Origin of the sequence: Chloracidobacterium sp., from assembly GCA_016720705.1 — a bacterium.
Lineage (GTDB): Bacteria > Acidobacteriota > Blastocatellia > Pyrinomonadales > Pyrinomonadaceae > OLB17.
Genome location: JADKKB010000002.1, coordinates 39295 through 64948, shown reverse-complemented (window position 1 = coordinate 64948; position 25654 = coordinate 39295). Strand labels below are relative to the sequence as shown.

Here is a 25654-nt window from a genome sequence, read left to right as displayed (position 1 = left end):
TGAATTATGGCATCTTTTCTAAAGTACTATCCGTAATCTACTCAACCGCAATATGAATAAATACTCGATCGCGACATTTGCATTAATTTCCTTGCTCATCCTTTGTACGTCGGCATTTGTATATGGCCAGGTCGATGTACCGCGGCGAACAACTGCCGTAACCTATCCGCTGGACGAACCGGTGATGGTCCAGTTTCGCGGTACGACGAGATTTCCGAGAATGAAGGGCGAGGCCAAGGTCAAGAGAACAAGCCGAAACGGTACACAGGTCGAACTCTCAGTGTCTAAAATGCCCCGACCGTTTGAGCTTGGAGCAGGATATGCGACCTACGTTGTATGGGCTATATCGCCGGATGGTTCGATCGATAATCTAGGTGAGATCAAGCGTCGTGGCTTTTTCGAATTTGATTCGAAGATAAGTGTAACGACACCGCTACAGACATTTGCCTTGATCATCACGGCTGAACCACATTTCCTCGTGCGGCGTCCGAGCCAGGAGATAATGATGGAAAATCTCAGTCCGTACACGACTACCGGCAAGGTGATCGGCACTACACCGGCGGTCCAGTATTTCGGCAACTCGAGTGATTATTTTCGCGATTCCCGAACACCCGAGATCGCGGAGATGGATTACGCAAAGACACCGTCGACGGTGTTGCAGGCCAAGCAGGCGATCGCATTGGCAAAGTTTGCGGGAGCCGAACGTGATGCGGCCGAGGAACTGCGCGAGGCGGAGACTCTTTATCAAAACGCCGACGCTGCCTGGAAAGCCGGTCGTGACGCAGAGTCGGTCGACATCGCCGCCCGCAAATCGATAAGTGCGTCAGTCAAAGCCGAGACAACGGCACAGGTGCGAAAGGATGCACGCGAAAAGCGTAATGAAAAATCACGGTCCGACGCCGAGGCTCGGCGTGCGGAGGAGAAGTTTGTCGACTCACAAAATCAGATCGACGACCTGCGGGCGGAATTGGCTCGTGAGACGCGCAGCCGCGAACTTGCAGAACGCGATTCGGCTAACTATCTCACTCAGCTAAAGGAAGCTCGCGATGAGAACGGCAAACTCCGCGAAGAACTGGGCCGAGTACGCCTCGATGCCGAAAATGCCAGAGCCAAACTCGCGGCCGCCGAAAATGAAAAGGTCGCCGCCCAGTCCAAAGTGGATCGCGAAGCTAAGCTCGCCAGGATCCGCGCCGCCGAGGGCGAATTGATCAATTCGTTAAAGAGATTTGGACAGGTGGCTCGCGTCGATGACTCGATCGTTCTGGTTCTGCCTGAGAATCTGTGGGCAGGTGCAAGGTCGAGTTCCCTGGCAATGCAAGCAGATGGAAAATTGACATCGATCGCCGAGATACTTGCAAATAATCCGGACTATTTCATCGCCATCGAATCTCACACGGATAGCGCGGGCGATCCGACTGCTCTTCAAACGCTCACCGACTCACGGGCGAAGATCGTCTCCGACAAGATAACGTCGATCGGCGTCGATCAGACCCGCGTCCGGGCACGCGGTTTTGCCGCAGCGATCCCGCTTGTGCCCAATATTACCGCGGTCAATAAAGCTAAGAATCGCAGAATGCACATCATTCTGACGCTACCAACTGAATAACAGTTTGATGCTAGGGGTGTCAGTCTTTTAGGACGAGTATTCGATGCGGGGGCATACCGATCATACATTCTTCGCCGATATTGAGTCCAACGACCCTAAAGACTCGTGCCGAAAGCCGCAGGCCGTTGGCATCAAGGTCGATCAATGTGGTATCGCCAAGAAATCGAATGCCGGTGACAACTGCCTTTAAGAGATTGTCCTCGGGAAACGATGCTCCAAATGTTATTGAGATGTGCTCGGGCCGTATCGCAAGTGTAACAGTTTGATTAATTGCGCCGATTCGACGCTTTTCGGTCGGTTGGGCAAAAATGCGATGCTCACCTTCGATCGAATAGAATTCAGGAGCCTCTGCGTTGGTCGATGACAGGCGTCTCGCTTTGAAAAGGTTGTTTCGCCCTACGATCGCGGCAACACCGCTGGTTTCCGGATTCTCGTAGATATCTTGAGTGAAGCCCGTCTGTCCGCAATTGCCGCCGACCAATACAAGCATCTTTTCGCAAAGCTCTGCGACCTGCTGAAAATCGGTTGAAGCGAAAATGATCGTCTTGCCTGAGGCCGCCTTTTGTCGGAGTCGCTCGATCAACTTCCCGCGTAGGTCTTCGTCAATTCCTACGAACGGATCGTCCAAAAGCAATATCTGAGAATCACTATCTAGTGTGCGTTCAAATTCGCTTACCTTCGCCTGTCCTGAAGACGATCCGCTCGAACGCTTTCCAAATATGGATGCGATCCCGCCGTCCTTTTTTTCCGGTGCAAGATAGACCGACGCCCCACCGGTGGTGACGGTGCCGCCATTTAACGACTCGTTTCCCGCGATGCATCGTAAAAGCGATGTTTTTCCGGACGCGGTGCCGCCAAATATCCCAAAGATCCGGCCGTCATCGACATCGAGGTCGATGTCGCGAAGGGCCCAATTGTTTCCGTATCGTTTCGAGAGTTGGTTGATTCGAAGGGGCATTGCTTTATTTGAATTTGGAACTTTACCTGGGCTTTGCCGTGCAAAGGAAAGTATGCTTTTGTCATCAAAATTACGCAAGTATAAAATATCTCTTGAATGACAGAAAAGAAACAGAGCATCAAACGAAAGTTAGTTCACGCCGGTGGTTGGCAGGTCGCAAAGCGCGTGGCTAAGACTATTCCTTTTGGCGGGACGGTCGTAGCCATTGTTTTAGTGGGCAGCGATATTCGCAGTAAGGGCTTGGTCAAAGGTGTGATCAACTCGAGTATCGACGCGATACCGTTTGTCGGTCTTGCTAAGAACGCGGTTGAGATGGTGCGTGGGGATTTTTTGGCGGACAAGCCGAAAAGTAAGGGAACGAAAGTAAAATGAAAGAAAATAGCGGTCGAAGGTTTCTAATTAGTATCTTGCTGGCTAGCGGGATAATTGCGATTATTACGATGTCCGCATTTGCACAGACAAAGCGTAAAAAACCGTCTCCGGGGCCGACGCCTACCCCTACGGCGACGACGGGTGCCGAGATCATCAGCACGGCCGATGATCAGAATCCTCCATTGGTATTTCTCGACCCGGCGGCGGTAAAGCAAAATAATCAACCGATCGACGATCAGTCCCAAAAGGTCAAAGACCTTACTGCCCGCATCAAAAAGCTCGAAGCTGCACGAACCAACGAATACGATGAGAAGCAAAAGCGTCTGTTGCTAAATCTTGATATTCTTACGCGGGCCGAGCAAAGGGCGGACGGACTTCGCAAGCAGTTGTTTGAAATGATCGAAAAAGAAAACACGCTTAAATCGCGCATCGATCAGATCGAGACCGAGAGTCGTCCGGAGTCAATTAATCGTTCGGCCACATTTTCCGGATCGATGAAACCCGAAGAGATCCGCGAAATGCGCAAGCGGTCTCTCGATGCCGAAAAGCAAAACCTGCAATCACTGCTCAACGAGGTCCAGTCATCGCACGCAAATTTGACCGCGACGGTCCAACGGGCTGACGCAATGGTCGAGAAGCTCCGATTCAAATTAGAAAAAGAGATCGATGACGCACTCGAAGACCCGAAAGACAACTAAACGCTAGCGGAAATACTGCACAACTCGAAAAATCTCTTCAATATCTGCAAGGATCAGGCCGCGCATCGTTCAATTTGTATCGAGCGAATTGCGCCCCGGAAAATCTGCAATTCGATCTCCGGAGAATATTTATGAAAATCAGAAGCTTTGTCGCTGTCTTGATCGCTGCATTTGTTGGTTTGTTTTCAGTTGCCGCCGCGTCCGCTCAGGGCGTTATTATTCCCATAGTTTGCGATATTCGCCCGTGCCGCCCGATACCTCGGCCGATGCCGCAGCCTTTGCCAAACGCATTACCGGTCAAATCTATCGAGCTTGATACTAAGATCAACGGCCAGGTTGCAACGACGCACGTAGTGCAGATATTTCGCAATGACACGCAGTACACGCTCGAGGGCACATACTTTTTCCCAATACCCGAAACTGCGTCTGTAATCGAATTTGCAATTTGGGAAAACGGGAAAAAGCTCGTCGGCGAAGTTCGTTCACGGGAAGAGGCTAGACGCATTTACGACGAGATCGTTCGCCGCCAACGCGATCCCGGACTGCTCGAATATGCCGGCAAGAACCTATTTCAGGCGTCGATATTCCCCATTCCGCCATACTCCGACAAAAAGCTTGAGCTGACTTATTCTGAAATACTGAAAGCCGAGTCCGGGACTGTCTCATATCGATATCCGCTGGGCACGGGCCGCAATGTCTGGGCAAATCGCACGCCGTTGCCGATGGAGGATGTTATCTCCAGGCAGCCGTTGGGCGCACCCGCACAGCGTTTCGGAACCGTTTCCGGCAAGATCGAAATTGTCGGCAAAGACGAGATTCGTAATATTTATTCACCGTCGCATCAGATCGATATTAAGCGAAAAGGGGAGACATCGGCGTCAGTCTCGTTCGAGTCCAAGGGGAATGATACTGATTTCCAACTTTTTTTTGGGCTCTCGAACAATGATTTTGGAATGTCGCTCGTTACCTATCGCGAACCGGGTAAGGACGGCTATTTTCTCTTGATGCTTTCACCAAAGGACGGACTTTCTGACAGGGAATTGGTCAACAAAGATATCGTCTTTGTACTCGACACTTCGGGGTCAATGGCCGAGGAAGGCAAAATGGAAAAGGCCCGCAAGGCGTTATTGTTCGGGATCAGGACGCTACGCGACGGTGATCGATTTAATATCGTAAATTTTGCCGGCGAAGAACATTTGATGGAACGGGGCTTGATCGACGCAAATGCTCAAGGCAGAAAGCGTGGCGAGGATTTTATCGGGAAGTTGAACCCGAGCGGCGGCACAAACATCAATGATTCGCTGATCGCCTCGCTCAAACTATTTGATAATAGCGACCGGCCGAAGATGCTCGTATTTATGACCGATGGGCTGCCAACTGTAGGCGAGACCAATGTCGACAAGATAATCTCCAACTTAAAGAGCTCGAAGAATGTCGATGTGCGAATCTTCCCATTCGGCTTTGGCTATGACGTTAATACGACACTTCTGGATCGGCTTGGCTCCGAAAATTCAGGCATTTCCGATTATGTGCAGCCCAAAGAGGATCTTGAGGTCAAAGTGTCTAATTTCTTTTCGCGTGTGAGTTCGCCGGTTTTGTCGAATCTTGAAATGGATTTTGGGCCGCTACTCACCGAATACACCTATCCGCGGAAACTCACCGATTTGTTTCGCGGCGGCCAGATGACGATCGTTGGGCGTTATAAGAACTCCAATGACCTAAGGAATATTACGCTGAAGTTGACCGGTAAGGCCGGCAAGGAAACCAAGACGTTTAGCTACACAAACCTCGATTTTCCAAATCGAGCTGACGAAAACAATTTTTTGCCGCGATTGTGGGCAAGCCGTCGAGTGGGCTGGCTTTTGGAGCAGATCAGAGCTATCGGCGAGACAAAAGAGACCAAGGACGAAGTTGTCGACCTCGGCACGCGCTATGGTCTTGTGACGCCATACACGTCTTATCTGGCGACCGACGGTTCGTTGTCAAATATTCGTGCCGGAATGACGATGGACTCTGCCCGTGCAATGCCGGCGGCCAAGGCGATGCAAGACAGGAGCGGTGCACGTGCCGTTCAACTTAGCGTTCAGCAAAATAATATGCAGTCAAATATGAGCGTTGTCGCTGATGAGAAAAAGGAAGCCAGCGAGCAGATATTGATCCGAAATACTGTCACCAACCAATTTGTCGCTAACAAGAACTTTACGAGTCAGGATAGCGTTTGGATCGACGCTGACTATTCAGAGTCGGCAAGGTTGCCGGAGATTTCCGTCAAGTTTGCGAGTGATGAGTATTTCCGTCTCGTGTCGGTCGAAACGGGGCTCGCACCGTATCTGTCGCTCGGCGATAGGGTGATCGTTGTCTGGAAAGGCAAGGTTTACCGCGTGACTAAATGACGAACTGAGTAAACTCAGGAAGTTGATCCCGCATCCGAAAAGGTGATTTTGAAGTGTAGAAAGGTTATTCTATACATTCTGATCACCTTTTCGTATTTAAGTGGTGAGCGTTTAGCTTGCCGACGACAGTGAGCATATCCACTTTGGCGCATTTGGAGGGAAATATTTTGTTAAAGACTCTGGTTACATTAGCGGTCATTTGTATTTGTGGGCTGACATCGCTGGCTCAAGGCGGTTGGACGTCTCGGGCGGCCACCGAAAAGGTGGATCTCGTCACCGTTTACTTTACGTCGTCAAGCCGCGGATATGTCGCGGGCGACGCCGGATACCTCGCATCAACGTCGGACGGCGGCAAAACGTGGGACAAATATCCGCTAAACACTCCCGACGACATCAACGAGATCTATTTTCGAAATGACAACAATGGGTACCTGGTCGCGGGCCGCAAGATGTATGTCACTAAAGATGCAGGCCGCACCTGGCAGGAAACACGGATTTTTCGTTCAGGCGATTTTCCGAGCGGTACGCCCGAGTTTTTGAGCATCAAGTTTGCGGATAAAAAGCGCGGTGTCGTGGTCGGGTCGATATTGAATGCTAAAGGCGATGTGATCGACTCGCTGGCGATGAAGACCGAAGACGCCGGCGATACGTGGCAGCGTATTCGCGTACCATCTAAAAAAGAGCTTATTCATCTCGATTTCAACGGCAGTTCGCACGGCTGGATCGTCGGCGATGACGGAGTGATCTTCGCAACGACCGACGGCGGTGCGAACTGGCGTGAACAGTCCTCGGGAACCTCGATGCCGCTTTACAATGTAGACTTTCGCGACGATAACGAGGGTTATATCGTTGGCAAGACAGGTACGATCCTTCGAACGGAGAATGGCGGGGCAACGTGGCAAAAAGTCGTGACCAACTTTAAGGACACCCTGTTGCGCGTCGATTTTGCGGATGACAAGAATGGTTGGATCGTCGGATATGGCGGCACGCTACTCAGGTCGTCTGACAAAGGTCGGACCTGGATTCGCCAGGAGAGTAATACTCGCTCACATCTTTACGGCCTTTTTATGACCAAAAAATACGGATTTGCGGTCGGTGCGGACGGCACGATAATTGAATATCTTCGATAGTCATAAAAAAAAAATCACCGAATGTCTCTAACAGGTTAACAGTTTGTAAAACCTGTGGTATGTTACCTCTAAATTTCAGCAAGATGATCCGGTTGTCTTCGGGTCGATCCATTTCAATTCGCTACCTTTTGGAGGATAAATAATGAGAGCAAATCGGCTTTTTCGCAATGTCGCAATAATAGCGTCATTTGCGTTATTTTCGTTGACGGCCTTTTCACAGGGCACAACGTCGCGTATCACAGGCGTGGTTGCTGACACATCCGGGGCCGCCGTGGCCGGAGCATCGGTTACCATAAAACGGCAAGGTGCAGGGAATACATTTACGACGCAGACCAACAGCAACGGTGCGTATGTATTTGACCTTATCCAACCCGGAGCATATGACTTAACGGTTGAAAAAGCAGGCTTCAAAAAGTTTGTTTCTACCGGAAACACGGCCTTGATCAATCAGCCATCGACCATCAATGTGGCGCTTGAGGTCGGTGACGTATCGGCAACCGTGACCGTTACCGGCACGGCCGAAGTTGTTCAAACGAGTACGTCGGGTAATATCGGCAGCACCGTTGAGCAACGGACGCTTGAGAGTTTGCCGATCGTCGGTACCCGCGGACGCAATCCGCTGGACCTTCTCAATTTCCAACCCGGAGTGGTGTTTGGCGGCAATACGGGCGGAGCGGTTAACGTTCACGGCTCGCGTGACCGTGCGTTTAACTTTACGCTTGACGGCATCGACATTAACGAATCGAGTGCCGGCGGTTCCAATTTCACACCGCTTCGGCCAAATCCGGATTCAGTACAAGAATTTCAGATCGTAACAAGTAACTTTACGGCCGAACTCGGCCGCAGCAGCGGAGCTCAGGTGACGCTCGTGACCCGTTCCGGTACGAATGAATTCCACGGCAATCTGTTTGAGTATTATCAAACACCTCGGTTTAATGCAAAATCATATCCGATCACGATCGCCGGCCTTCCAAAGGAACAATTTGTTCAACACATTTTCGGCGGCAGCTTCGGCGGCCCGGTGCCGACATTTGGATTTGGCGAAGAAACATCATTAAAGAGCCTGCTCAAGGATTGATTCTTCTTCTTTGTAAACCTGCAGAAGCTAAAAGCATATGACACCGCGTTGGTAACGAGAGCGGTATACACCCCCTCGGCACGTGCCGGATTGTTCCGATACGTTGTTGGCCGTGCAAATGCCCCATCCGGGTCAGCCACCGCATCTGTCGACGGAACAGGAAACGCGATATTGCCGGCGTGTACCGGTACGCCGCCGACCAATAGCCCGTGTATCTCGAGCTACAACATTGCGACAACCGCTCCGGTTTCGATCGATCCGGTGCTGGCGGCATACCTCAATGCAATGCCGTTGCCAAACAACTTTACGACGGGCGATGGCCTCAATACCGCAGGCTTTAATTTTGCGTCGCCGCAACACGAAGATCAATACGATCTGACAACGAAGTTTGATTTCAAACTTGATGATCAAAATGCGTTCTACGTCCGCTGGGCACAGGGCAGCCAAACCAGCTTGGGTGACTCGGGCAACGGCGGCCGTCCGGTATTTCCGAACTCACCTAATTTTGTAGACACCGCACGTACGCCGAAGAATCTAGCAATTAACTGGCGTTGGTCACCGACGGCTCGATTTACAAATGAGGCCGTTTTTGGATACAGCCGATTCGGCTTTGACTTTGCAACTCCGACGCCGGATCCGCTCTTGCCGTTCGCGTTTATAAACGCGGCGACCCCGAATACGAATTTCTCGTATAATGCGAGATTCTTGCGGACCTGGCAGTTGGTCGACAATATGACCTTCGACTTTTCGCCTCACACGATCAAAGCCGGTCTGAATTTTCGCTTTGGACGTCACACCGATGACCGCTCGTCGGTCTCGGGCAGTGCGATCGAGCCGATCGTCTCGTTCGGCGGTTCCGGTGGATACACAGGATACGGTTTACCGGCCGCGGGTTCTACGGGCATAAATGCAACCGATCTGACACGTCTTCAGAACACGATCAATGATCTGATCGGCCGCGTTGGTTCTATTTCGCAGGCATTCGTTTCGAATGGCGGAAATTGGGAGCCGGCGGGAACTCGTTGGAAGAATCGTGCTTTTTACAATGAGTATGATTTTTACGTCCAGGATAACTGGCGTGCACGACGCAACCTTGTCTTTGACATTGGGCTTCGCTGGGAAGCAAAGCTGAATCCAAAGGTCGACAATCGTCCGATCTTGCGTCCTGACCAAGACGTCAAACTTGGAGCCGCTCCGTCTAACACCCTGAAATGGACCGAAGGAGATCTCTTCAAGAATGATTACAGCAAATTCCTGCCATCTGTAGGTTTCGCGTGGGATCCGTTCAAATCGGGTAAAACCTCGATCAGAGCAAACTATCGCATCTCGTCTGATAGGATCGCGTCATTCCTGTTCGGTTCGTCGATATTCCAGGGCACTCCCGGAAATAACACCTCGGCGACCAACTCGGCATACGGCCAGTCGGGCGGTCTTTATCGCAATCTCGGTCCCGTTTACGGAACCTTGTACCCGACAGCTACGACGACGGCGTTGAGACAGCCGGCCGCATTCGGCACCGGCTCGATCAATGTCATCGACCCCGACCTGCAGTTTCCGCAGATCCATTCTTGGTCACTCAGCTTCCAGCGTGAGATAACCAAGAACAATGTGTTTGAGTTTAACTACATCGGCAAGCACGGCGTCCATTTGCTCGGCGGTTACAACGTTAACCAGGTAAATGTTTTTGCTAAGGTGCCGGGCATTAATGAGAGCTTCCTTGAAGCATTCAATGCGATCCGTGCAAACAGCACTTACAATAGTCCGCTGATCAATTTCCTCTTTACGGGAAATGCGGCCAACAATGCCGGAACGACGACTTTCCGGGGACTTAACAGCTCTTCGATCGCGAACGGAAGTGCTGCGTCGGCCGCCCTCGGACTGTCACAGAGATTGTGTCAGACCGCTGACGTGACCAACGGTATCTGTACCGCAACTGGCGTTCAACTGATAAGCCGAACGGCAAATAACCCGTTCGTCTTTCAGCCCTACACGCAGTTCACTGGCGGTTTGAACGTGTTTGACAGTAACGACTATTCCAATTACAAAGCGTTCGAGTTTATCTTCAAACGCCGTATCACAAATGGTCTGGGCTTCCAATTGGCTTACACGTGGTCAAAGTCGATGGATAACCGCTCTTGGGATCCTTCACTCAGCACGGTATCGACGGGTTCCAATCAGTCGGCATCGAGCACGCCGTTTGACCTTCGCGACCGCAATCTGAACTATGCGTGGTCTGACTTTGATCGCCGTCACGTATTTCAGGGAACCTACGTTTACGAGATGCCGTTCGGCAAGGGCAAATGGCTCTCGAGCGGTAATCGCGTCGTCGATTATATTGTCGGCGGCTGGCAGTTGTCAGGTACGGTCATCTGGCAGAGCGGACGACCGTTCACGGTGTACTCGGGCGTAAACTCCCTGAGCAACGTCGTGCAGTCGACCGCCAACTGTAGCGGTTGTACGCGTAATATGGGTAGTTTGGTACTCGAATCAGGACGTAATTTCTGGTTTGATTCCGCTGACAGGGGAATGTTTTCCGCACCGGCACCCGGTACCATCGGAAACACGGGACGTAACTTCTTCCTGGCTCCGCGTTATTTCCAGACAGACGCATCGCTTTCGAAATCCTTCGGTATCACCGAGAGGGTCAAGTTTTTGGTTCGTGTCGATGCTCGAAATATCACAAACAACCCGTCATTTGATAATCCGACAGCGGTTATCACATCTTCGATCTTTGGACGTATCAATGATTCGGTTACGAATAGCGCAAGGCGTATTCAGATCTCCGGTAAGTTGAGCTTCTAGTTCGTTCGATGTTGGATCAAGGCTCTTTCGTTTCGGCGAAAGAGCCTTTTTTATTTGCGGCCGGAGCGTATCGCTTTTTCGGCTGCACGCTCGAGTTCGGCGGCGGCGGGAAGACCCCTTATCGCCGCCTTTATTTGCGGGTCGCTGTCGTTCAAAACGCGTTTTGCTAAGGTGGATCCGACCGAGGATGTTGCAAGATGATGACGGAGTCTGGAACGTATGAAATCCATCTCGCGAGTAATGGTTTTCGGCGATATTGCAGCACCGTCAGCGGTCTTGTAAATGCCCAGTTTGCTGATCAACTCGTCGGACAAATCCATTGCCGATAGATCGAGTGTGTTTGACGACTGACGCGTCCGGTATTGTGCGTATGATTCAAATCCGGGCACTCGGCCGTTTATAAGGTCATTTGCATAGGCGAATATCGGATCGAGCAGAGCGAGTTGCTGCGCATTCATCAGAACCGGCTCAGAGGAAACGTCAGGCGAGATCCCGTTGCCGCCATAGACGCGGCGATCCGTAAGGGTTTTTGCCTCATAATACGGCAGGCCGATATCGGCTGACGGGGTCAGGTGACTAAAATATTGATAACGGCTGATCTGTTCATAATCGCGCTGTATCGAACGGCCCGATGGCGTGTAATATCGGGCGGCAGTCAATGTGAGCCCTGTCTTAAACGGTAGGTCGATGACGTTTTGGACAAGTCCTTTGCCAAACGTCCTCTCGCCGACGATGATAGCCCGGTCGCGGTCCTGAAATGCACCGGCGACGATCTCGGATGCTGATGCCGTATTTTCGTCAACCAATAGGACAAGCGGCATAGTTTCGGCCGCCGTATTGCTAGAAACCCATTCCAGGTCGTCCGCCGACGTCCGCCCGTGTTGGGACACTATCAGCGTGCCTTTTGGCAGAAAGCGTTCGGCGACCTTTACCGCCTGGTCCACTAGTCCGCCGCCGTTGCCGCGTAGATCTACGATCGCCGACGTCATTCCCGCTCGTTTCAGCTTTAATAGAGCGTTTCCGAATTCCGTGTCCGTGGTGTAGCTGAAGCCCTCGGAAAGGTCTATGTAACCTACGCCCGGCTTGATGATATAGGCATCCGGTACCGATGGCTGTTCTACGATCGCACGCTTGACGGTGACGGTCTCCCGCTGACCTGTGTCCGGGCGTTCGACAGTGATCCGGACAATTGTACCGATCGGCCCACGGATCTTGTCCCGCGTCTCTTCCGTCGATCGGCCTTCGACGTTGGTGCCGTTTATTGCAACGATCCGATCGCCAAAATGCAGCCCGGCAAGTCGTGCGGGGGTTCGTTCAAATGTTGAAACGATATAGGTATCGACGCTCGAATTGCGTGCAAAAGTCGATAGTGACGCACCTATGCCGGCATAACCGCTCCGCTGTTCATCGAGCAGAGCTTTCCACTCCGATCGATCGTAAAAGTTTGAATGCGGATCGAGTTGATGTAGCAGAGAGGTCAGTGCCGATCGCGTCAGTTCTTCGGTGCGCGGCTTTGGGCCACCGGCATAGTTGCCCTGTATCAGTCGCTGTGCCTCGTCTAGTTCCTCGACGATCTGCCGTCGCTCGGTAGTGGCAGCAAGTGCAATTTCGGCACGGTGTCCGGACGGGGCGGAGGCTGAAAATGTAGAACCTGCAGCTATCCGAAAAGGATCGGGATCGGAGCCTTTGCCCGGAGCCGATAAAAGTGTCCGTTGGGCGGTCAGCGCGGTGGGCAACGCGATAGCCAAAACGCAAAGAATCCAAATGGATCGCCTCATACTTAATACACCGCACTAACACGGTCCGCCGGTCGGTGGCAGGACGACGTGCTGACAATCTCCGTCTCGTTACAAGTTGCATAGCTAAAAGAACGAAAGGGGCGTAGATTCCAGTAAATTTATTAACCCACTGAACGTTTGATAATGCCTACGATTTGATTCAAAATGCACCTATGTCCGAACTCGACGATCGCGGGCTATCCGCCAAACTTCAGCAATTGATCGAGACGATCGATATTGCAAGGTTGATGTCCGAACCGTTCACGAGTTCGATCAACGAACTGCTGGTGTCCTCGGCGGCGAGTATGAACTCGGACGAAGCGTCCGTGCTGGTACGAGAGGGCAGTGGCGGCGATCTTCGATTCCTGGCCGCGATCGGGCGTGTGGCCGATCGTCTGATCGGAATGACCGTGCCGTCCGGAAAGGGCATCGCCGGCTTTGTGCTTTCATCGGGGCAACCGATGGCCATCACGGATGTCGGCGACGACAATACCTTTTACGCCGAGGTCGATCGGGCGACCGGCTTTTCGACCCAGACGATACTCGCCACACCGTTGAGGTATGGCGGCGAAGTGATCGGGGTGCTCGAATATATCAATCGCAAGGGCGACCCGCCATTTAACCCTTTTACTCCGGATGAGATGGACCGGGCAGCGATCTACGCAGATGCGATCGCGGCTATGGTCAATGCCTACCACTCGGCTCGTTTGTTCAGCGACCTGAGCGATAAGGTTCTGAGCAATGACGGCGTTATGGATTTTTCGTCGGTGCGCAAATGGGTCGCGGAGTTGCGGGATGCCGGCGAAAGCCGCGAGCGTCTTGACCTTTCGGTCCTGGTCCGCGAGGTCGCATCGCTTGGCGACGCCGAACGCAAACTTTGCCGCGAATTGCTGGAGACGATACTTCGGTACTCGGACACAAAAGCTTCGACGAGCTTTATGAACTATTGAAATTTACTTAGCGTGTCGTCCAAACGATCATATGCCGGTCGATGAATCACAATTTATGTCCACAATGTCGGGGTACTTTAAGCCGCGGCACGACTGGCGCGATGCGACCGGCAGGGGCGTGACCGTGGCGATCGTGGATAGCGGCATCGATGCTGATCACCCCGAATTAAAGGGCAAAGTGATCGAGTCGGTCGACGCCCGTGTGGAAGGGAATCGGGTCTTTTTCGATCCGTCGGCCGAGGGTGATTCGGCAGGGCACGGTACTGCGTGTGCGGGTATAGTCGCTAAGATCGCACCCGATGCAAAATTTGCCAGTATCAAGGTCCTCGGTGCCGGTGGACTCGGTGATGGCCAGGTTTTTATCGCAGGTCTCGAATATGCGATCAAGCAACGTTACAAGGTCATAAATCTAAGTTTGGGTACGACCAAGCCGCAATTTTTTGCCCCATTGCACGATATGCTCGATCGGGCGTACCAAGCAGGATGTATCGTCGTTGCTGCGGCCAACAATCTGCCGCAACCGAGCTTTCCGTCCGTATTCTCGTCATCGCTGATCTCGGTGATAAAGAGCGAGGAAACTGATCCGCTCAAATTCGGATTTCATTATGGTCAGATCATCGAACTCACGGCGCCGGGGGTAAACGTACGCACGTCGTGGCTTGGCGGCGGACATCGAAACCTGACCGGCAACAGCTTTGCCTGCCCGCATATCAGCGGCGTAGTTGCACGATTTGTCGAAGGGTATCCCAATCTCACTCCGTTTCAAGTCAAGTCCGCTCTTTACGCGATAGCCCGCGAAAATTCGGGTGAGTAGAATTACGTAGTGCCGTATGGCCTCGACCGTGCCAAAATTCGTGCCATAAATCGTGCCATTTTTGCACACGCGGGACGCTTGTAACCGATTGTTACCAAAGCATTTGCAGCGACAAATCGTGCCATTTTTACGTTGTGCAAGTAACACCGCTTCAAAAATGGCACGGCTGTTTTCCGCTAAACCTGCCCTTTTTCTTTCGGTTACAAACAGCGACTGTTGCTATTCCGTATTCGACATTCGTTATTCGCCATTTCTCCCGAGTACTCACGTGGTGCTGGTGCCCGAACGGGCGTTGCCTCCGTCTTGGGTTTTCAAAGATCTGTTGAATATTTAAATTATATCATAAATTGCAGGGATACAGTAATGTCGCATAGATGCAACGCCCGTCACGAAAGATCAGCTATGGTCTGAAAAACTCCTCTCCTTACAAAGGAGAGGTGGCATCCCGATGCTTTCTATCGGGATGACGGAGTGGTTCTCAAGCGTCGATCAGGAATTCAGCTTGGTTGACGCCCTATGGAGTCTGTCGAGTCCTTTGAGTGTGGAGCGTGAAATGCGTGAGAGAACCACCCCGTCAGCGGCCAAAAGACGGCCACTGCCACCCCTCCTTGGTAAGGAGGGGAATCTGATAATTTTGAGCGAAACCCCACGGACGGCGAACGGGCCAAAAGACATCACGCTTTCAATTCATCGCATCGAAGTAGAAGGTCAATGTCCGGAGAAGTTTAATGAATGATCACAGTACCGAAGTCGTGACCCGCATCGCTGCATCGACACGCCGACCCGGATCGGTCAAACGGTCGAGCAGTATGGGTTTGAAAGAGAATCGCACTATCGCATGTCTGATGCTATGAAGTGTTGACCTCGCGGGAGTCGAGTTTTTGTGTAAACTCGAATTCTGACAAAAGAATAACAACCCGCGAGATCAACAATGGCAGTATACATTGGGGTTGACTTTCATCCATATGAGCAGACGCTTGCTTTTGTGGATGAAGCGGATGGAGAGATCAGATATAAGCGGTTTCTTCATAGCGATAAGGCGGGGATAAAGGCGTTTTACCGCAAGTGCGGAAAGGACGCGGTTATTGGAACGGAGGCCACGGGATCGCTGTGGTGGTTTGAGAAGTTGCTCTTTGACAATGGAATGACGCTCAAGATCGGAGACCCTAGGATGATCCGTCGAGCAGCATTATCGAGACACAAGAACGACCACGGGATGCGGAGACGATCCTGGATCTATTGATGCGCGGGACATTTCCGGCGATCACGCCGAGGAACGAGCAGAGCCGAGAGATGCTCGATCTGCTGAACTATCGTCACTCATTGGTGAGCAAGCGGACATCGGTGGTGAATCAGCTGCAGGCGTTCGCACGATCGAAGGGCTTGCCACGGTTCCGTTTGCCGGCGGTAAAGGCGAGAAAGAAGATCGAGGAGGTTGAGACGACACAGGTCGAGCGGCTTCTGGTCAGCTCTCGATTTGTTCTTTGCGACGAGCTGACACGCCAGATCAAGGCCGTGGAGGCGAGGCTCGAGGAAGAGGCGAATAAGGAAGAGCGTGCTCAATTGCTAATGACGCATCCCGGCATCGGGCTGATCAACGCCATGGCACTTGTTCACACGCTCGGCGATGTTCGACGCTTTCGCCGTAAGGAAGAGGTCGTGGCATTTGTAGGACTCGACCCGTTGGAGAAAAGCTCAGGCGAGACGAGGCGGATCGGTTCGATCAGCAAGCGAGGTTCGCGGCTCGCAAGGTACCTGCTCGGGCAGGCAGCCCAGGCAAGTCGCGATAAGAAGATACGGAAGTTCTATTCCGAGGTTAGCCGTCGTAGAGGCCGCCCGAAAGCAAAAGTTGCAGCGGCCCGTAAGCTTCTCATTAACTGTTATGTCATGCTTCGTGACAATATCAGCTACGAGGAGTTTACACGGCGGGGCGAAGTTGGTTTGTACGAGGGGTCAGGAGAGGTGACGGGGAAACCCGCTCAGTCTCTGAAGGTCTGATGGTACGGCCAGCCATCTCGATATAGTTCGAGATGAGCCGATCAGGTTTCATGTAGCCAGCCGCTCGAACGAAGCTGTGCACGAATAGATGATGGCATTCGCTAATTACAGCGGTGCGTATCTGAAAGAATCTAACTAATAATGGAGGCGCCGGTTGTTCTCTTTTGTCACCCAATCAAACGCACCAATCGCATCCCAAAGATGCCATAATACCCGTGCGCTTGACTTGAGTACTTACTTCATAGATGACCCCCAATCTTCCCTCGGCGTGATCGCCGGAAATGTCCCGCGCATCAATAGATCCAGGATCGTCTCCGCATCCCTGTGGTCGTTCTTGTGTCTCGATAATGCTGCTCGACGGATCATCCTAGGGTCTCCGATCTTGAGCGTCATTCCATTGTCAAAGAGCAACTTCTCAAACCACCACAGCGATCCCGTGGCCTCCGTTCCAATAACCGCGTCCTTTCCGCACTTGCGGTAAAACGCCTTTATCCCCGCCTTATCGCTATGAAGAAACCGCTTATATCTGATCTCTCCATCCGCTTCATCCACAAAAGCAAGCGTCTGCTCATATGGATGAAAGTCAACCCCAATGTATACTGCCATTGTTGATCTCGCGGGTTGTTATTCTTTTGTCAGAATTCGAGTTTACACAAAAACTCGACTCCCGCGAGGTCAACACTTCATAGCATCAGACATGCGATTGTGCGATTCTTTGTTTGTACTTCTCCTGAACTTTCTTCGATGTGCTTTCGAACTCCGGATCGGTCTTGCATTTCTGTCTCGCGGCGTCGAATCGGCGGCCGGCGTTTGACTGGTCGAGGCCGACGATCCCGGACATCTCGGTGATGGTCGCACCTGATTCCTTGCCGAACAGTATGAACACCTCCTTTGCTGTAATGATACGCTTATTCTTTCCGTGATAAAGCCCGCCCTCGATCTCAACCCTAGGTCTCCTTGCCATTTGACAAGCACTCTACCACAACTTCACGAATCGCACGATCGCATGTCTGACCCCGTTCCCCTAGATGTAGCCTTGGCTGTTGGCGTCGGTTAGGGTGTTGCCTGCGGCATCGTATGTCCAGCCGCTTGCCGTGATCCGGTTCGTTGTGGTGCTTATCGTCGGATTCGTAACCGCAGGATTTGCGAACGATGCGGGCATTGTCGTTAGCGATTCGTTAGAGTTGCGATTTCCATAACGGGCGTCGGTTTTTATGGAACAGAATTGCATTATCGCATTGCCTTAGCTCATTCTTTCGGGCTACCGACAGCAGGTAACTTTAAAATTTGGGGTTGCGGTTTATTCGGATCAAACCGTAACTCAGCATTAGAACCCGATGCCAATACATACGCATCAGTTCCGTAACTACCATGAGTAAGAATCAATAAAAAGTTGATCACGGAATTGAATACCCTTAACCATAAATTCATTCGAACGCGTCTCTCCGAAAATGCTACAATTCCATTTTTATCTGTCGTTAAAAGCCGGTCTGGAGCATCAAGACACGGATCCACAGATAGCGTATAGTTTTCGCAGGATTCAACAAGCTCTATTTTTGGCATTGGAACTTCATTTGAATCAACTACTTTGACTCTCCATTTTGGAACGGTAACCGTTTCAAAATGGATGAGGCCAATCATAACCAGACTCAGAATCAACAAAATTGTCGCTAATAATCTTTTCATGGTATCAGCATATCTTTCGATTTTTGCCTTCCTGCAGTTTCTCTTCGTTGTGATTCGGATACGGAATTATTGTACGAGTCTTGTCCGTACACTTGCTGGAAAGCCGTTCTAATTTCATCTTCCATAGCGTTTTGCTCATCGTCCGTCGGGTCTCTAGATTCGGTATTAATATGGGCCAAGGTATTTCGTCCTCCAACTGCCGCTCCGGCGGCCGCTCCAATTGGCCCACCCAATACACCGCCTATAACTGTTCCCGCAACAATTTTAGTAGTTTCACTGCCATCGAAAACTTGGAAATTACTATGAGCTGGGGAGCGGTTGTCCATTATCGCATGTGTAGCTGCTCCAAAAAATTCCAAGGATTTTTTAATTCCTTCAAACTTTGCGTCTCCATCAGCCATGTTTTTTACTTTATCGAATTCGGCTTTGGCACTCTTAAGATTTCCTGCGACAAAATCGTACGCTGCTTGACGAGCCATTCCTTTTGCACAATCCAAGTTACAAGAAGCCGTAATGTAACTTGCCGGTGTCATGGCATGTTGAGGCGCATTTGACTCTTTCATGGTTTTTACGTCCGTGCCATCACGGTCGACTTTCCTGCTACCGCTCTGTACCGCTGCGAGCAGTTTAGGTGCATCATCTCTCATTCCGTCAAGAGCTTTGGCAAGAATTCTATTATGAGTGCCTGTCGGCCATTTACCATTTTCATCAATTAAGGTTAATGGATTGTTGTAGCAATATGAGTAACGATTCCATGTCTGAGGGCTTACCATATCAATACTTTTCCTTGATGGATCGGTCGTCATAAACCGTCCAAGTTTGTTCGAATACATTCGAGCTTTGGCAAAATCGAGACCCGTCTCTCCGTCACGTTCATAGCCGGTGAATTGGTTCCTGACAGAATCCGCAGAATAGTTTAATCCGGTTGTTCTTTGGGCCGTATAAATTTCTTCGCCGAAGGGATGGTAGTCGTGGCGGGAGGTGACTTGGCCGGTGGCGTCGGTGTTGATGCGGGGGCTGCCCAGGTGGTCGTTTGTTGTGTAAACCGTCTTTGCGTTCGAGCCGGTTTGGAGGATCGTCGAGTATTCGCCGATCAGTTTGCCCGCGGCATCGTAGGCAAAGATCGTTTCTTCACCGGTCGAGGGAACGACCTTCTTCACACGCTTGCCGTCGCCGTCGTAGAAATATTCGCCGATCGTGCCGTTGCCGTCAGCAACAGCGATCTGCTTGTTCTCGGCATCGTAAACGAACGTCCGGCCTTCGGCGTCGTCGGTCGTATTGCCCGCAGTGTCGAAAGCATAGTCGTCGGACGTACTCAGACGATTATTTGCGGTGTTCACAGCCGGATCCACCATCTTCTTGTCAGCCGTGCAGACCGTGAAGTTCGGCGATGTCCCGCAGTTCTTTGGCAGTGTAGTCGTGTTCGCCTCGTCAAAGTTGCGGTTGCCGTAACGGTCGTATGTGAAAGTCTGCTCCCACGTCTGAGTTGAGTTGCTCGCTTCTTCGGCGTTCGAGATACGGTTCAGTTCGTCGTAGGTGTACGTCTGAACAAACGGATGAGCAAAACCGGGAACAGTGATCGTCTGCTTTGTGATGTTGCCGTTGTTCACCGCAGCGGTCGAACCATACTCGTACTCAAGCTTTAGAAGGCCCTGACCCGTCGGGCCGTTGCCAAGACCGATCATCGTCGGCTGGAGCCGAGAGTTGAACGCCGTGTTCTCCCAACGGCCGTTCCCAAGCTTCATGCTCGTCACCGCACCGGCAGCGTTGTATGCAAAATTCGACGCGTAAGGACGGTAGAAGTCAGACGAATTCTTCTTGCTCTGCACCTGTGCCAAACTGCCATCCGCATCCAACGTATTCTTCACAACCCGCCCGCTTGGGTAGGTTTCTTCGATCAACGCACCCGAAAGGTTATAGGCGTAGCCGGTTGTGTAAGCCGCTCCGTCGGTTGTTTGTTTGTGAGCCGTCACACGTCCTAAGATGTCAAACGCAGTGTATTCCGTAGAGAATAATTTAGTACCATCGTATTCCAGTACCTTCCAGCGGATCCAATTTCTGTTCCCGTGCCTTAGTGATCCCTTCGTCTTTAATTTTTTTGAACCACTTACGATAAGCCCGGTAGGCGATGGAAATTGACTCGGGATGGTTCAAGCGGTTATCTTTATCGACAAGAGCTACGGCATTGGAATGATCCCACTTTTTTAGGTATAGGAAGGATATGTAGTAAAGTGCCCCAACGTCCGATGTCGCCGGTTCAAATGTCTGAGACGTATCAAAGCGGGTGGCTCCACTAAATCTCGCTCTACTCTTGTCGCCTTCCATCGTAAGCAAACACTCTATTGCAGCAAGTATGCTCTCGGACTCTGAATTATGTTTTTCGCTCGATCGCTCGGGAGTCGGAATTGCCTCAGAAACCTTCGATTTCCAATAATTGCAGCAGTTCGATTTCATCTGCGCTTCAGCCATCATAGTGTTGCTGTAGACCAATACGAATAACAGGACATAAAAGCCCACCATCTTCATTATCGCATGGGTCCGGTTTGTCTTGATTGTATTCATGGTTTTTTCCCCGCCGCATTCGTTCGCTTAGAGTAATACTGAAGTTTGGCGTTTGGATCGTTCCACGCGGTGCCTCGCCCCGGCCCTGGAGTAGTGACAACCTTTGGTGTAATTCCACCTTTGCTTATTACACTGAAAACATCGGTGCTTCCTGCCGCATCCGTTCCTGTCACATTCACTAAGACACTGTGCCGCGTATTCTTGAGTGATCCGTCGGTGGAGTATATGCCGACGTCACCCGGTTGCGGATTTGAGGTAGGATTCTTTATGTCGTAGCCATCCCCCTTCATTAATTTTTCCACTTGGTTGTCGTTTATCCATACCTCACCGTTAGCGAAGGTATTACCGTGACAATCCGTGGTGTTGTTGAATCCCTTTGCCTGTAAGTCCTTTTCTAATGCCTGAGACTCGGCAGAGAGAACGTTTCCACTAGCGTCTGTAACGGTAACTTCCATTTTTCCGTTCTTAAATGCCTCAATCTTGGTCCCATCGTCCGCGTAGATGTGCCCACGATCGGCCTTCCATGTGATCTTAATCGTTCCGATTTGCTTCCCGGAGCTATCGAGTACCGGTTGATTATAAAACTCAGACTGGACCTCGTCAGTCTTGTCAAAGATCACCTTTCCATTCTTATCTTTTTTAATCTGACCATCTGGATCAACAAGCCGAAGCGGATTGTTTCTTACATAGACATAGAGATTCCAACCCTGCGGATCTGGTGGGTCCGTATCATTTAGGAAGTCATCTGGACTTGAAAATCTTCCAAATCCTGATGCAAAATATCTCGCTTGAGCGAAATCGAGCTCCGTCTCCCGGTCCCGTTCATAGCCGGTGAATTGTTTTCTTACCGTATCAGCGGCGTAATTTAGGGCGGTTGTGCGTTGAGTCGTGAGAATTTCTTCGCCGAACGGGTGGTAGTCGTGGCGAGCGGTGACATTGCCGTCGCGGTCGGTGTTGATGCGTGGGGAGCCGAGGTGGTCGGCGGTTAGATACGCGACTTTTGCATCTTCGACCGAAGCCACGATTGTCGAATATTCCGCAATAGATTTTCCGCTCGCGTCGTACACAAAGATCGTCACCTCATCACCCGCGACCTTCTTAACCCGCTTCCCATCGCCGTCATACGAGTATTGGCCGAGGCTTACGTTTGACGAGTTTTTGACCTCAGCCTGTTTGTTCTCGCCGTCGTAGGTGAAACTGCGGCCATCAGGATCGCCGATTGTGTTGCCTGCGGCATCGTACGTCCAGCCTGTCGAAGTCAGACGATTGTTACTCGTCGAGATCGTCGGATTCGTCAACGCCTGGTTTGCGAATGACGTGGGCATTGTAGTATTGGCTTCATCAAAACGCCGATTACCGTATCGGTCGAACGTGAAAGTCTGCTTCCAATTGGTCGTCGAACCAGTCTTTTCCTCAGCCACTCTCAGCCGATTCAGTTCGTCGTACGTATAGGTCTGATTGAAAACAAGATCACTCGTCCCCGGACGCTTCACCGTAATGTCCTGCGTCAAAACGTTCCCATTATTTGCAGTTGTTCCGTATCCATAAGCCAACTTCAACAAACCCGTATCACCAACCGAGGCTCCAAGAGCGATCTGCGTTGGTTGGAGGCGTGAATTGAACTGCGTTGACTCGAATCTGCCGTTACCGAGTTTCAACGAAGTCACCGCTCCAGCAGCGCTGTAGGTGAAATCATTGGCGTAAGTCTTGAATATTGCTGATGAGTTTTCTTTGCTAGATACTTGACTCAGGTCACCGCTTACGTCCAATTCGTTCTTCACAACACGACCAGAAGGATAAGTTTCTTCCATCAACGCACCGCTAAGATTGTATGTGTAGGTCATAGCGGCCGGAGAGCCACTTCCCCCATATTCGACACCATCGGTTGTCTGCTTGCTAGCCGTCACTCTTCCTAAGATGTCGAATGACGTGTATTCGGTTGTCGAGGTGGACGAAGATACTTTTGTCAATTTCCCTTTCGCATTTGTCACGCTGTCGTAGTAGTAATCGACATCGGGCGTTGCCTGATAGTTCGACGGCGTTGAACCAGTCAGCGAATACGCTCGATTGGTTACGCGGTTGAGTGCATCGTAGGTGTAGGTCGTCTTGACGCCTCTGGCATCGGTCTTGGTTGCTAGACCGCCGTTCGCATCATACGTGTAGCCGATCGTACCGGACTCTGGATTAGCGGCGGAAGTTAGACGCGATGTTGCGTCGTAAGCGAATGTCCGCGTCTGAGCTCCCTGATTGACCGTGGTCAGATTGTTGAGCGTGTCGTATGCGTAGGTCGTCTTTTGATTAGGACTCGAAATCGCACCTAAATCTCCCGTCGAACTGCTGTCGTCCGGTTCGTCAACTCTTATAAGCTGGCCCAATCCATTTGTTATCGAACGCCGAAGCTTTCCGGCTTGATCCGTGACGGTAACTGCCGTACCGATCTCGCTGCCGGATGTGGCGAGCGAGTAGTCTGTCTGGACAACCGCACCATCCGGCGTCGTCACCTTCCAAGGGCGGCCCGCTGTGTCAAATGTATTCGTCGTCCAATCGAGTCCCGTTGTCGTCGAGCAGTCCTGAGTGGTAAACCCTCGGAACGGATTGGTTGCTTTCGCGGCTCTACCCATATTGTCGTAGCAGGTTATCACGAACACATCGCCCGCGGTATCGACCGATTGGCTCCGAATCGTTCGTCCAAGCCCGTCAAACCAACTATACCCTTCCTTCCATTTGGTGTCATCGATCTGCGACTTGGCCTTGACCCAGTTCGTGGACGCACTGGTGCCTGCTCCATATTCCGTTATCGTCTGTCGGCCGTTCGGCTCTGTTACTTTTCGAAGCCGCAGCAACGGATCGATGATCGACGTGGTCGGATCAGCATACGACATAGTCGTTGTCTGCCCGTTTACATCAGTCGTCGAGGTCGGTAAACCGGTCGATGTATCGTAGGTCGTCGATGTAGTAAATGCGGTACTCGAACCGTGTGTGCCAGTCGAATCGGGAACAGGACTTGTCGTCGAAACCGGATACGTATGATAAGTGCTGTCAAAGGTCACAGTCGAGACGTTACCCCGGCCATCCTTAATCGCAGTTACGTTGCCGTACACATCGTAGGTTATCCAGGAATCGACATACAGATTGCTCGCTATGTCGTAATAGTTGAGCGTGCGTGTCGGAAATCCGATCTTGCCCGAGACTCCGTAGCCCGACTCATCGTAGTTCATGATCGATTTGGACTTTATGTTATTGGACGCATCGAGCGTCAACACTAGGGACGGCAAACTCCTAAGGTTCTTTGCGTCATAGGTCGTGCCGACAACGTACTGCGTCTCAACTGACTTCTCAAGACTGCCAAGCGAACCGATCGTCGTGCTAAACCCGTATTGCTTCGTAATCGTAGGATTAAGTGCGCTCGATCTTGCACTTGAACCGTCATAGTCGGTTGTGACCGCTGAGGACAGTGCAGATGATGTTCCGACGTCATATACAATTCCCTCGACCTTACTTACTCTTGGATGCCAGTCGGCGTCATGTGCCGCTGTCCCGTTTGAAATAGTAAAACCTGTAAGTTCCCATGTAGTTTTCGTGGTAGAAATTAACGTGTCGGTCGTTGCGGATGTGTAGTCCGACTCTTCGTATGTCATTCCCGCCAATCCGGTGTCATATCCAAAAGTACCGAGAGCATAGGTGTTGTTAGCGGGATCATTGCATCCCGAGCAATTACCGAATGTCCGAAATACGAATCGATCGTGCTTTGTACTGTCGGGATTTATCGTCCTAACCCGTAGGCCGGTTAACGACGAAATAGGCGTTGTATAACCTCCGGTAGCGGAATAGGTCCAATTAATTGCAGTCGCGCCGCTCGATTCGTAAACGCTGCGAGTAGTAACGCCCAAGTTCGCCTGTGCGGTGATGTCATACGGCGACGAAGCGTCTGGTGGTGCAAGTGACGGTACCGTGCCATAAGTAACCGTCTCAATTCCACCTGTGGGATAGATGATCTTGTCCATCTGCCCATATTTGTCATACGAAAATTTATAGAAACGACCGTCGGGCAATTCCACCTTTGTTAACACGATCGGATTGAATACGCCATTGGCGATATCAGTAACAACGTAAGAGCTTGGAACAATGTCGCCATTGTTAAAAAGCGTGCATCCTCCCGTCGGAACCTGTGGAGCACCAGAATAGTGGTCGCCCGGCGAACGATAACAAAGCTGATCGGAATAGTTTGTCAGCCCGCTCTCTTCGGCAGTTGTATCCTGTAATTTCTTCCAATGAAGCTTGTAGGTAAGCGTATCTTCACCGAAACCAGGTACTACATAGGACTGCGGCGCTTCATCGGTGGTAGGAGAAGCTGGAGCTTTGCGCGCCAACGGAATCGGGATCGTGCGTCCTAATGTGTCCGTAATAGACCCGTTCGGGTACGTACCTGATCCCGTTCCTAAGTGATAAGTAATGACATTCAATTCAGTCTTATCCGTTAAGGTCGTTGCGTATCTGACAGTTCTATCAGGTGAAGTGCCCGAGCCTAATACGGAAAGGCCTGTTTGGAACTCCATCTTACTTCCGTCCGGCATTAGAAGGATATATTTGCCATGCGTGGTGTCTTCGAAATAAATCAGATTTGAGCCGTCTGTCGAATAAAAATGAGTGTCTCCGTAAAGTGAGGCCAAGGCTGCCGCTCCGAGCGAGGTGGTAATATTCACAACCGTGTCATCTGGTCTCAGTTCATGAGAGGAACCATCGGGCATATTTATCGTAATGCGTCTGACCATTTTAGTCGCATCAACACCGGATCCACCACATCCACCTGAATCGCCCGCGGGATCTCC

General features: G+C 51.3%; 20 protein-coding genes. 11 read left to right on the top strand and 9 right to left on the bottom strand.

The window, feature by feature from the left end:
* The first annotated feature begins 52 nt into the window (after window positions 1-52).
* The gene (locus IPQ00_02615) at window positions 53-1606 is read left to right on the top strand and encodes an OmpA family protein (GenBank protein MBL0239459.1); all 1554 of its coding nucleotides are present in this window, start codon (window positions 53-55) and stop codon (window positions 1604-1606) included.
* A 19-nt stretch (window positions 1607-1625) separates the two neighbouring features.
* Here IPQ00_02615 and IPQ00_02610 read toward each other — a convergent pair whose 3' ends face one another.
* Window positions 1626-2564, bottom strand: coding sequence for an ATP-binding cassette domain-containing protein (locus IPQ00_02610; protein MBL0239458.1), 939 nt, complete (start codon window positions 2562-2564; stop codon window positions 1626-1628).
* 96 nt (window positions 2565-2660) lie between these two features.
* On the opposite strand from IPQ00_02610, the gene IPQ00_02605 reads away from it, so the two are divergent.
* The 6 genes from IPQ00_02605 to IPQ00_02580 all read left to right on the top strand — a co-directional run bounded on the left by IPQ00_02605 (window position 2661) and on the right by IPQ00_02580 (window position 11037).
* On the top strand, window positions 2661-2936 hold the full coding sequence (locus IPQ00_02605; GenBank protein MBL0239457.1) for a hypothetical protein: 276 nt from the start codon (window positions 2661-2663) through the stop codon (window positions 2934-2936).
* Window positions 2933-3634, top strand: coding sequence for a hypothetical protein (locus tag IPQ00_02600; protein MBL0239456.1), 702 nt, complete (start codon window positions 2933-2935; stop codon window positions 3632-3634). Before IPQ00_02605 ends, IPQ00_02600 begins: the two co-directional genes overlap by 4 nt.
* A 131-nt stretch (window positions 3635-3765) precedes the next feature.
* On the top strand, window positions 3766-6027 hold the full coding sequence (locus IPQ00_02595) for a VWA domain-containing protein (protein MBL0239455.1): 2262 nt from the start codon (window positions 3766-3768) through the stop codon (window positions 6025-6027).
* Between the two features lie 167 nt (window positions 6028-6194).
* On the top strand, window positions 6195-7157 hold the full coding sequence (locus tag IPQ00_02590) for a hypothetical protein (GenBank protein MBL0239454.1): 963 nt from the start codon (window positions 6195-6197) through the stop codon (window positions 7155-7157).
* Window positions 7158-7299: 142 nt separating this feature from the next.
* Window positions 7300-8235, top strand: a complete 936-nt coding sequence (locus IPQ00_02585; protein ID MBL0239453.1) for a carboxypeptidase regulatory-like domain-containing protein — start codon at window positions 7300-7302, stop codon at window positions 8233-8235.
* Between the two features lie 90 nt (window positions 8236-8325).
* Window positions 8326-11037 (top strand): hypothetical protein, encoded by a 2712-nt coding sequence (locus tag IPQ00_02580; protein MBL0239452.1) that lies wholly within the window; start codon window positions 8326-8328, stop codon window positions 11035-11037.
* A gap of 50 nt (window positions 11038-11087) precedes the next feature.
* On the opposite strand, the gene IPQ00_02575 is transcribed toward IPQ00_02580, so the two are convergent.
* Window positions 11088-12815 carry a S41 family peptidase gene (locus IPQ00_02575; GenBank protein ID MBL0239451.1) on the bottom strand — a complete coding sequence of 576 codons (1728 nt, stop codon included), beginning with the start codon at window positions 12813-12815 and terminating at the stop codon, window positions 11088-11090.
* Between the two features lie 173 nt (window positions 12816-12988).
* Here IPQ00_02575 and IPQ00_02570 point away from each other — a divergent pair, with 173 nt between their 5' ends.
* The 4 genes from IPQ00_02570 to IPQ00_02555 all read left to right on the top strand — a co-directional run bounded on the left by IPQ00_02570 (window position 12989) and on the right by IPQ00_02555 (window position 16577).
* Window positions 12989-13765: a GAF domain-containing protein gene (locus tag IPQ00_02570; GenBank protein ID MBL0239450.1), complete on the top strand. Its 777-nt coding sequence runs from the start codon at window positions 12989-12991 to the stop codon at window positions 13763-13765.
* A 31-nt stretch (window positions 13766-13796) separates the two neighbouring features.
* Window positions 13797-14579, top strand: a complete 783-nt coding sequence (locus tag IPQ00_02565) for a S8 family serine peptidase (GenBank protein MBL0239449.1) — start codon at window positions 13797-13799, stop codon at window positions 14577-14579.
* Window positions 14580-15510: 931 nt separating this feature from the next.
* Complete coding sequence (locus IPQ00_02560; GenBank protein MBL0239448.1) at window positions 15511-15822, top strand: hypothetical protein; 312 nt, start codon at window positions 15511-15513, stop codon at window positions 15820-15822.
* Entirely contained in the window at window positions 15822-16577 is a 756-nt protein-coding gene (locus IPQ00_02555; GenBank protein MBL0239447.1) for an IS110 family transposase, read from the top strand. The genes IPQ00_02560 and IPQ00_02555 overlap by 1 nt, the downstream gene beginning before the upstream one ends.
* Window positions 16578-16811: 234 nt before the next feature.
* Here IPQ00_02555 and IPQ00_02550 read toward each other — a convergent pair whose 3' ends face one another.
* The 7 genes from IPQ00_02550 to IPQ00_02520 all read right to left on the bottom strand — a co-directional run bounded on the left by IPQ00_02550 (window position 16812) and on the right by IPQ00_02520 (window position 25381).
* Window positions 16812-17183: a transposase gene (locus IPQ00_02550; GenBank protein MBL0239446.1), complete on the bottom strand. Its 372-nt coding sequence runs from the start codon at window positions 17181-17183 to the stop codon at window positions 16812-16814.
* 85 nt (window positions 17184-17268) lie between these two features.
* Entirely contained in the window at window positions 17269-17541 is a 273-nt protein-coding gene (locus IPQ00_02545) for a hypothetical protein (GenBank protein ID MBL0239445.1), read from the bottom strand.
* A 60-nt stretch (window positions 17542-17601) separates the two neighbouring features.
* Window positions 17602-17808: a hypothetical protein gene (locus IPQ00_02540; protein ID MBL0239444.1), complete on the bottom strand. Its 207-nt coding sequence runs from the start codon at window positions 17806-17808 to the stop codon at window positions 17602-17604.
* Between the two features lie 17 nt (window positions 17809-17825).
* Entirely contained in the window at window positions 17826-18263 is a 438-nt protein-coding gene (locus IPQ00_02535; GenBank protein ID MBL0239443.1) for a hypothetical protein, read from the bottom strand.
* On the bottom strand, window positions 18260-20236 hold the full coding sequence (locus tag IPQ00_02530; GenBank protein ID MBL0239442.1) for a hypothetical protein: 1977 nt from the start codon (window positions 20234-20236) through the stop codon (window positions 18260-18262). The genes IPQ00_02535 and IPQ00_02530 overlap by 4 nt, the downstream gene beginning before the upstream one ends.
* 43 nt (window positions 20237-20279) lie before the next feature.
* Complete coding sequence (locus IPQ00_02525; protein MBL0239441.1) at window positions 20280-20825, bottom strand: hypothetical protein; 546 nt, start codon at window positions 20823-20825, stop codon at window positions 20280-20282.
* Window positions 20822-25381 (bottom strand): RHS repeat protein, encoded by a 4560-nt coding sequence (locus IPQ00_02520; protein ID MBL0239440.1) that lies wholly within the window; start codon window positions 25379-25381, stop codon window positions 20822-20824. The genes IPQ00_02525 and IPQ00_02520 overlap by 4 nt, the downstream gene beginning before the upstream one ends.
* Window positions 25382-25654 lie beyond the last annotated feature (273 nt).

Bases quoted from the DNA above. Each gene is read 5' to 3' on its own strand.
- IPQ00_02615 (MBL0239459.1), top strand. From the start codon at position 53: ATGAATAAATACTCGATCGCGACATTTGCATTAATTTCCTTGCTCATC.
- IPQ00_02610 (MBL0239458.1), bottom strand. From the start codon at position 2,564: ATGCCCCTTCGAATCAACCAACTCTCGAAACGATACGGAAACAATTGG.
- IPQ00_02605 (MBL0239457.1), top strand. From the start codon at position 2,661: ATGACAGAAAAGAAACAGAGCATCAAACGAAAGTTAGTTCACGCCGGT.
- IPQ00_02600 (MBL0239456.1), top strand. From the start codon at position 2,933: ATGAAAGAAAATAGCGGTCGAAGGTTTCTAATTAGTATCTTGCTGGCT.
- IPQ00_02595 (MBL0239455.1), top strand. From the start codon at position 3,766: ATGAAAATCAGAAGCTTTGTCGCTGTCTTGATCGCTGCATTTGTTGGT.
- IPQ00_02585 (MBL0239453.1), top strand. From the start codon at position 7,300: ATGAGAGCAAATCGGCTTTTTCGCAATGTCGCAATAATAGCGTCATTT.
- IPQ00_02575 (MBL0239451.1), bottom strand. From the start codon at position 12,815: ATGAGGCGATCCATTTGGATTCTTTGCGTTTTGGCTATCGCGTTGCCC.
- IPQ00_02570 (MBL0239450.1), top strand. From the start codon at position 12,989: ATGTCCGAACTCGACGATCGCGGGCTATCCGCCAAACTTCAGCAATTG.
- IPQ00_02565 (MBL0239449.1), top strand. From the start codon at position 13,797: ATGCCGGTCGATGAATCACAATTTATGTCCACAATGTCGGGGTACTTT.
- IPQ00_02560 (MBL0239448.1), top strand. From the start codon at position 15,511: ATGGCAGTATACATTGGGGTTGACTTTCATCCATATGAGCAGACGCTT.
- IPQ00_02555 (MBL0239447.1), top strand. From the start codon at position 15,822: ATGCGCGGGACATTTCCGGCGATCACGCCGAGGAACGAGCAGAGCCGA.
- IPQ00_02550 (MBL0239446.1), bottom strand. From the start codon at position 17,183: ATGGCAGTATACATTGGGGTTGACTTTCATCCATATGAGCAGACGCTT.
- IPQ00_02545 (MBL0239445.1), bottom strand. From the start codon at position 17,541: ATGGCAAGGAGACCTAGGGTTGAGATCGAGGGCGGGCTTTATCACGGA.
- IPQ00_02540 (MBL0239444.1), bottom strand. From the start codon at position 17,808: ATGCAATTCTGTTCCATAAAAACCGACGCCCGTTATGGAAATCGCAAC.
- IPQ00_02535 (MBL0239443.1), bottom strand. From the start codon at position 18,263: ATGAAAAGATTATTAGCGACAATTTTGTTGATTCTGAGTCTGGTTATG.
- IPQ00_02525 (MBL0239441.1), bottom strand. From the start codon at position 20,825: ATGAATACAATCAAGACAAACCGGACCCATGCGATAATGAAGATGGTG.
- IPQ00_02520 (MBL0239440.1), bottom strand. From the start codon at position 25,381: ATGGAGTTCCAAACAGGCCTTTCCGTATTAGGCTCGGGCACTTCACCT.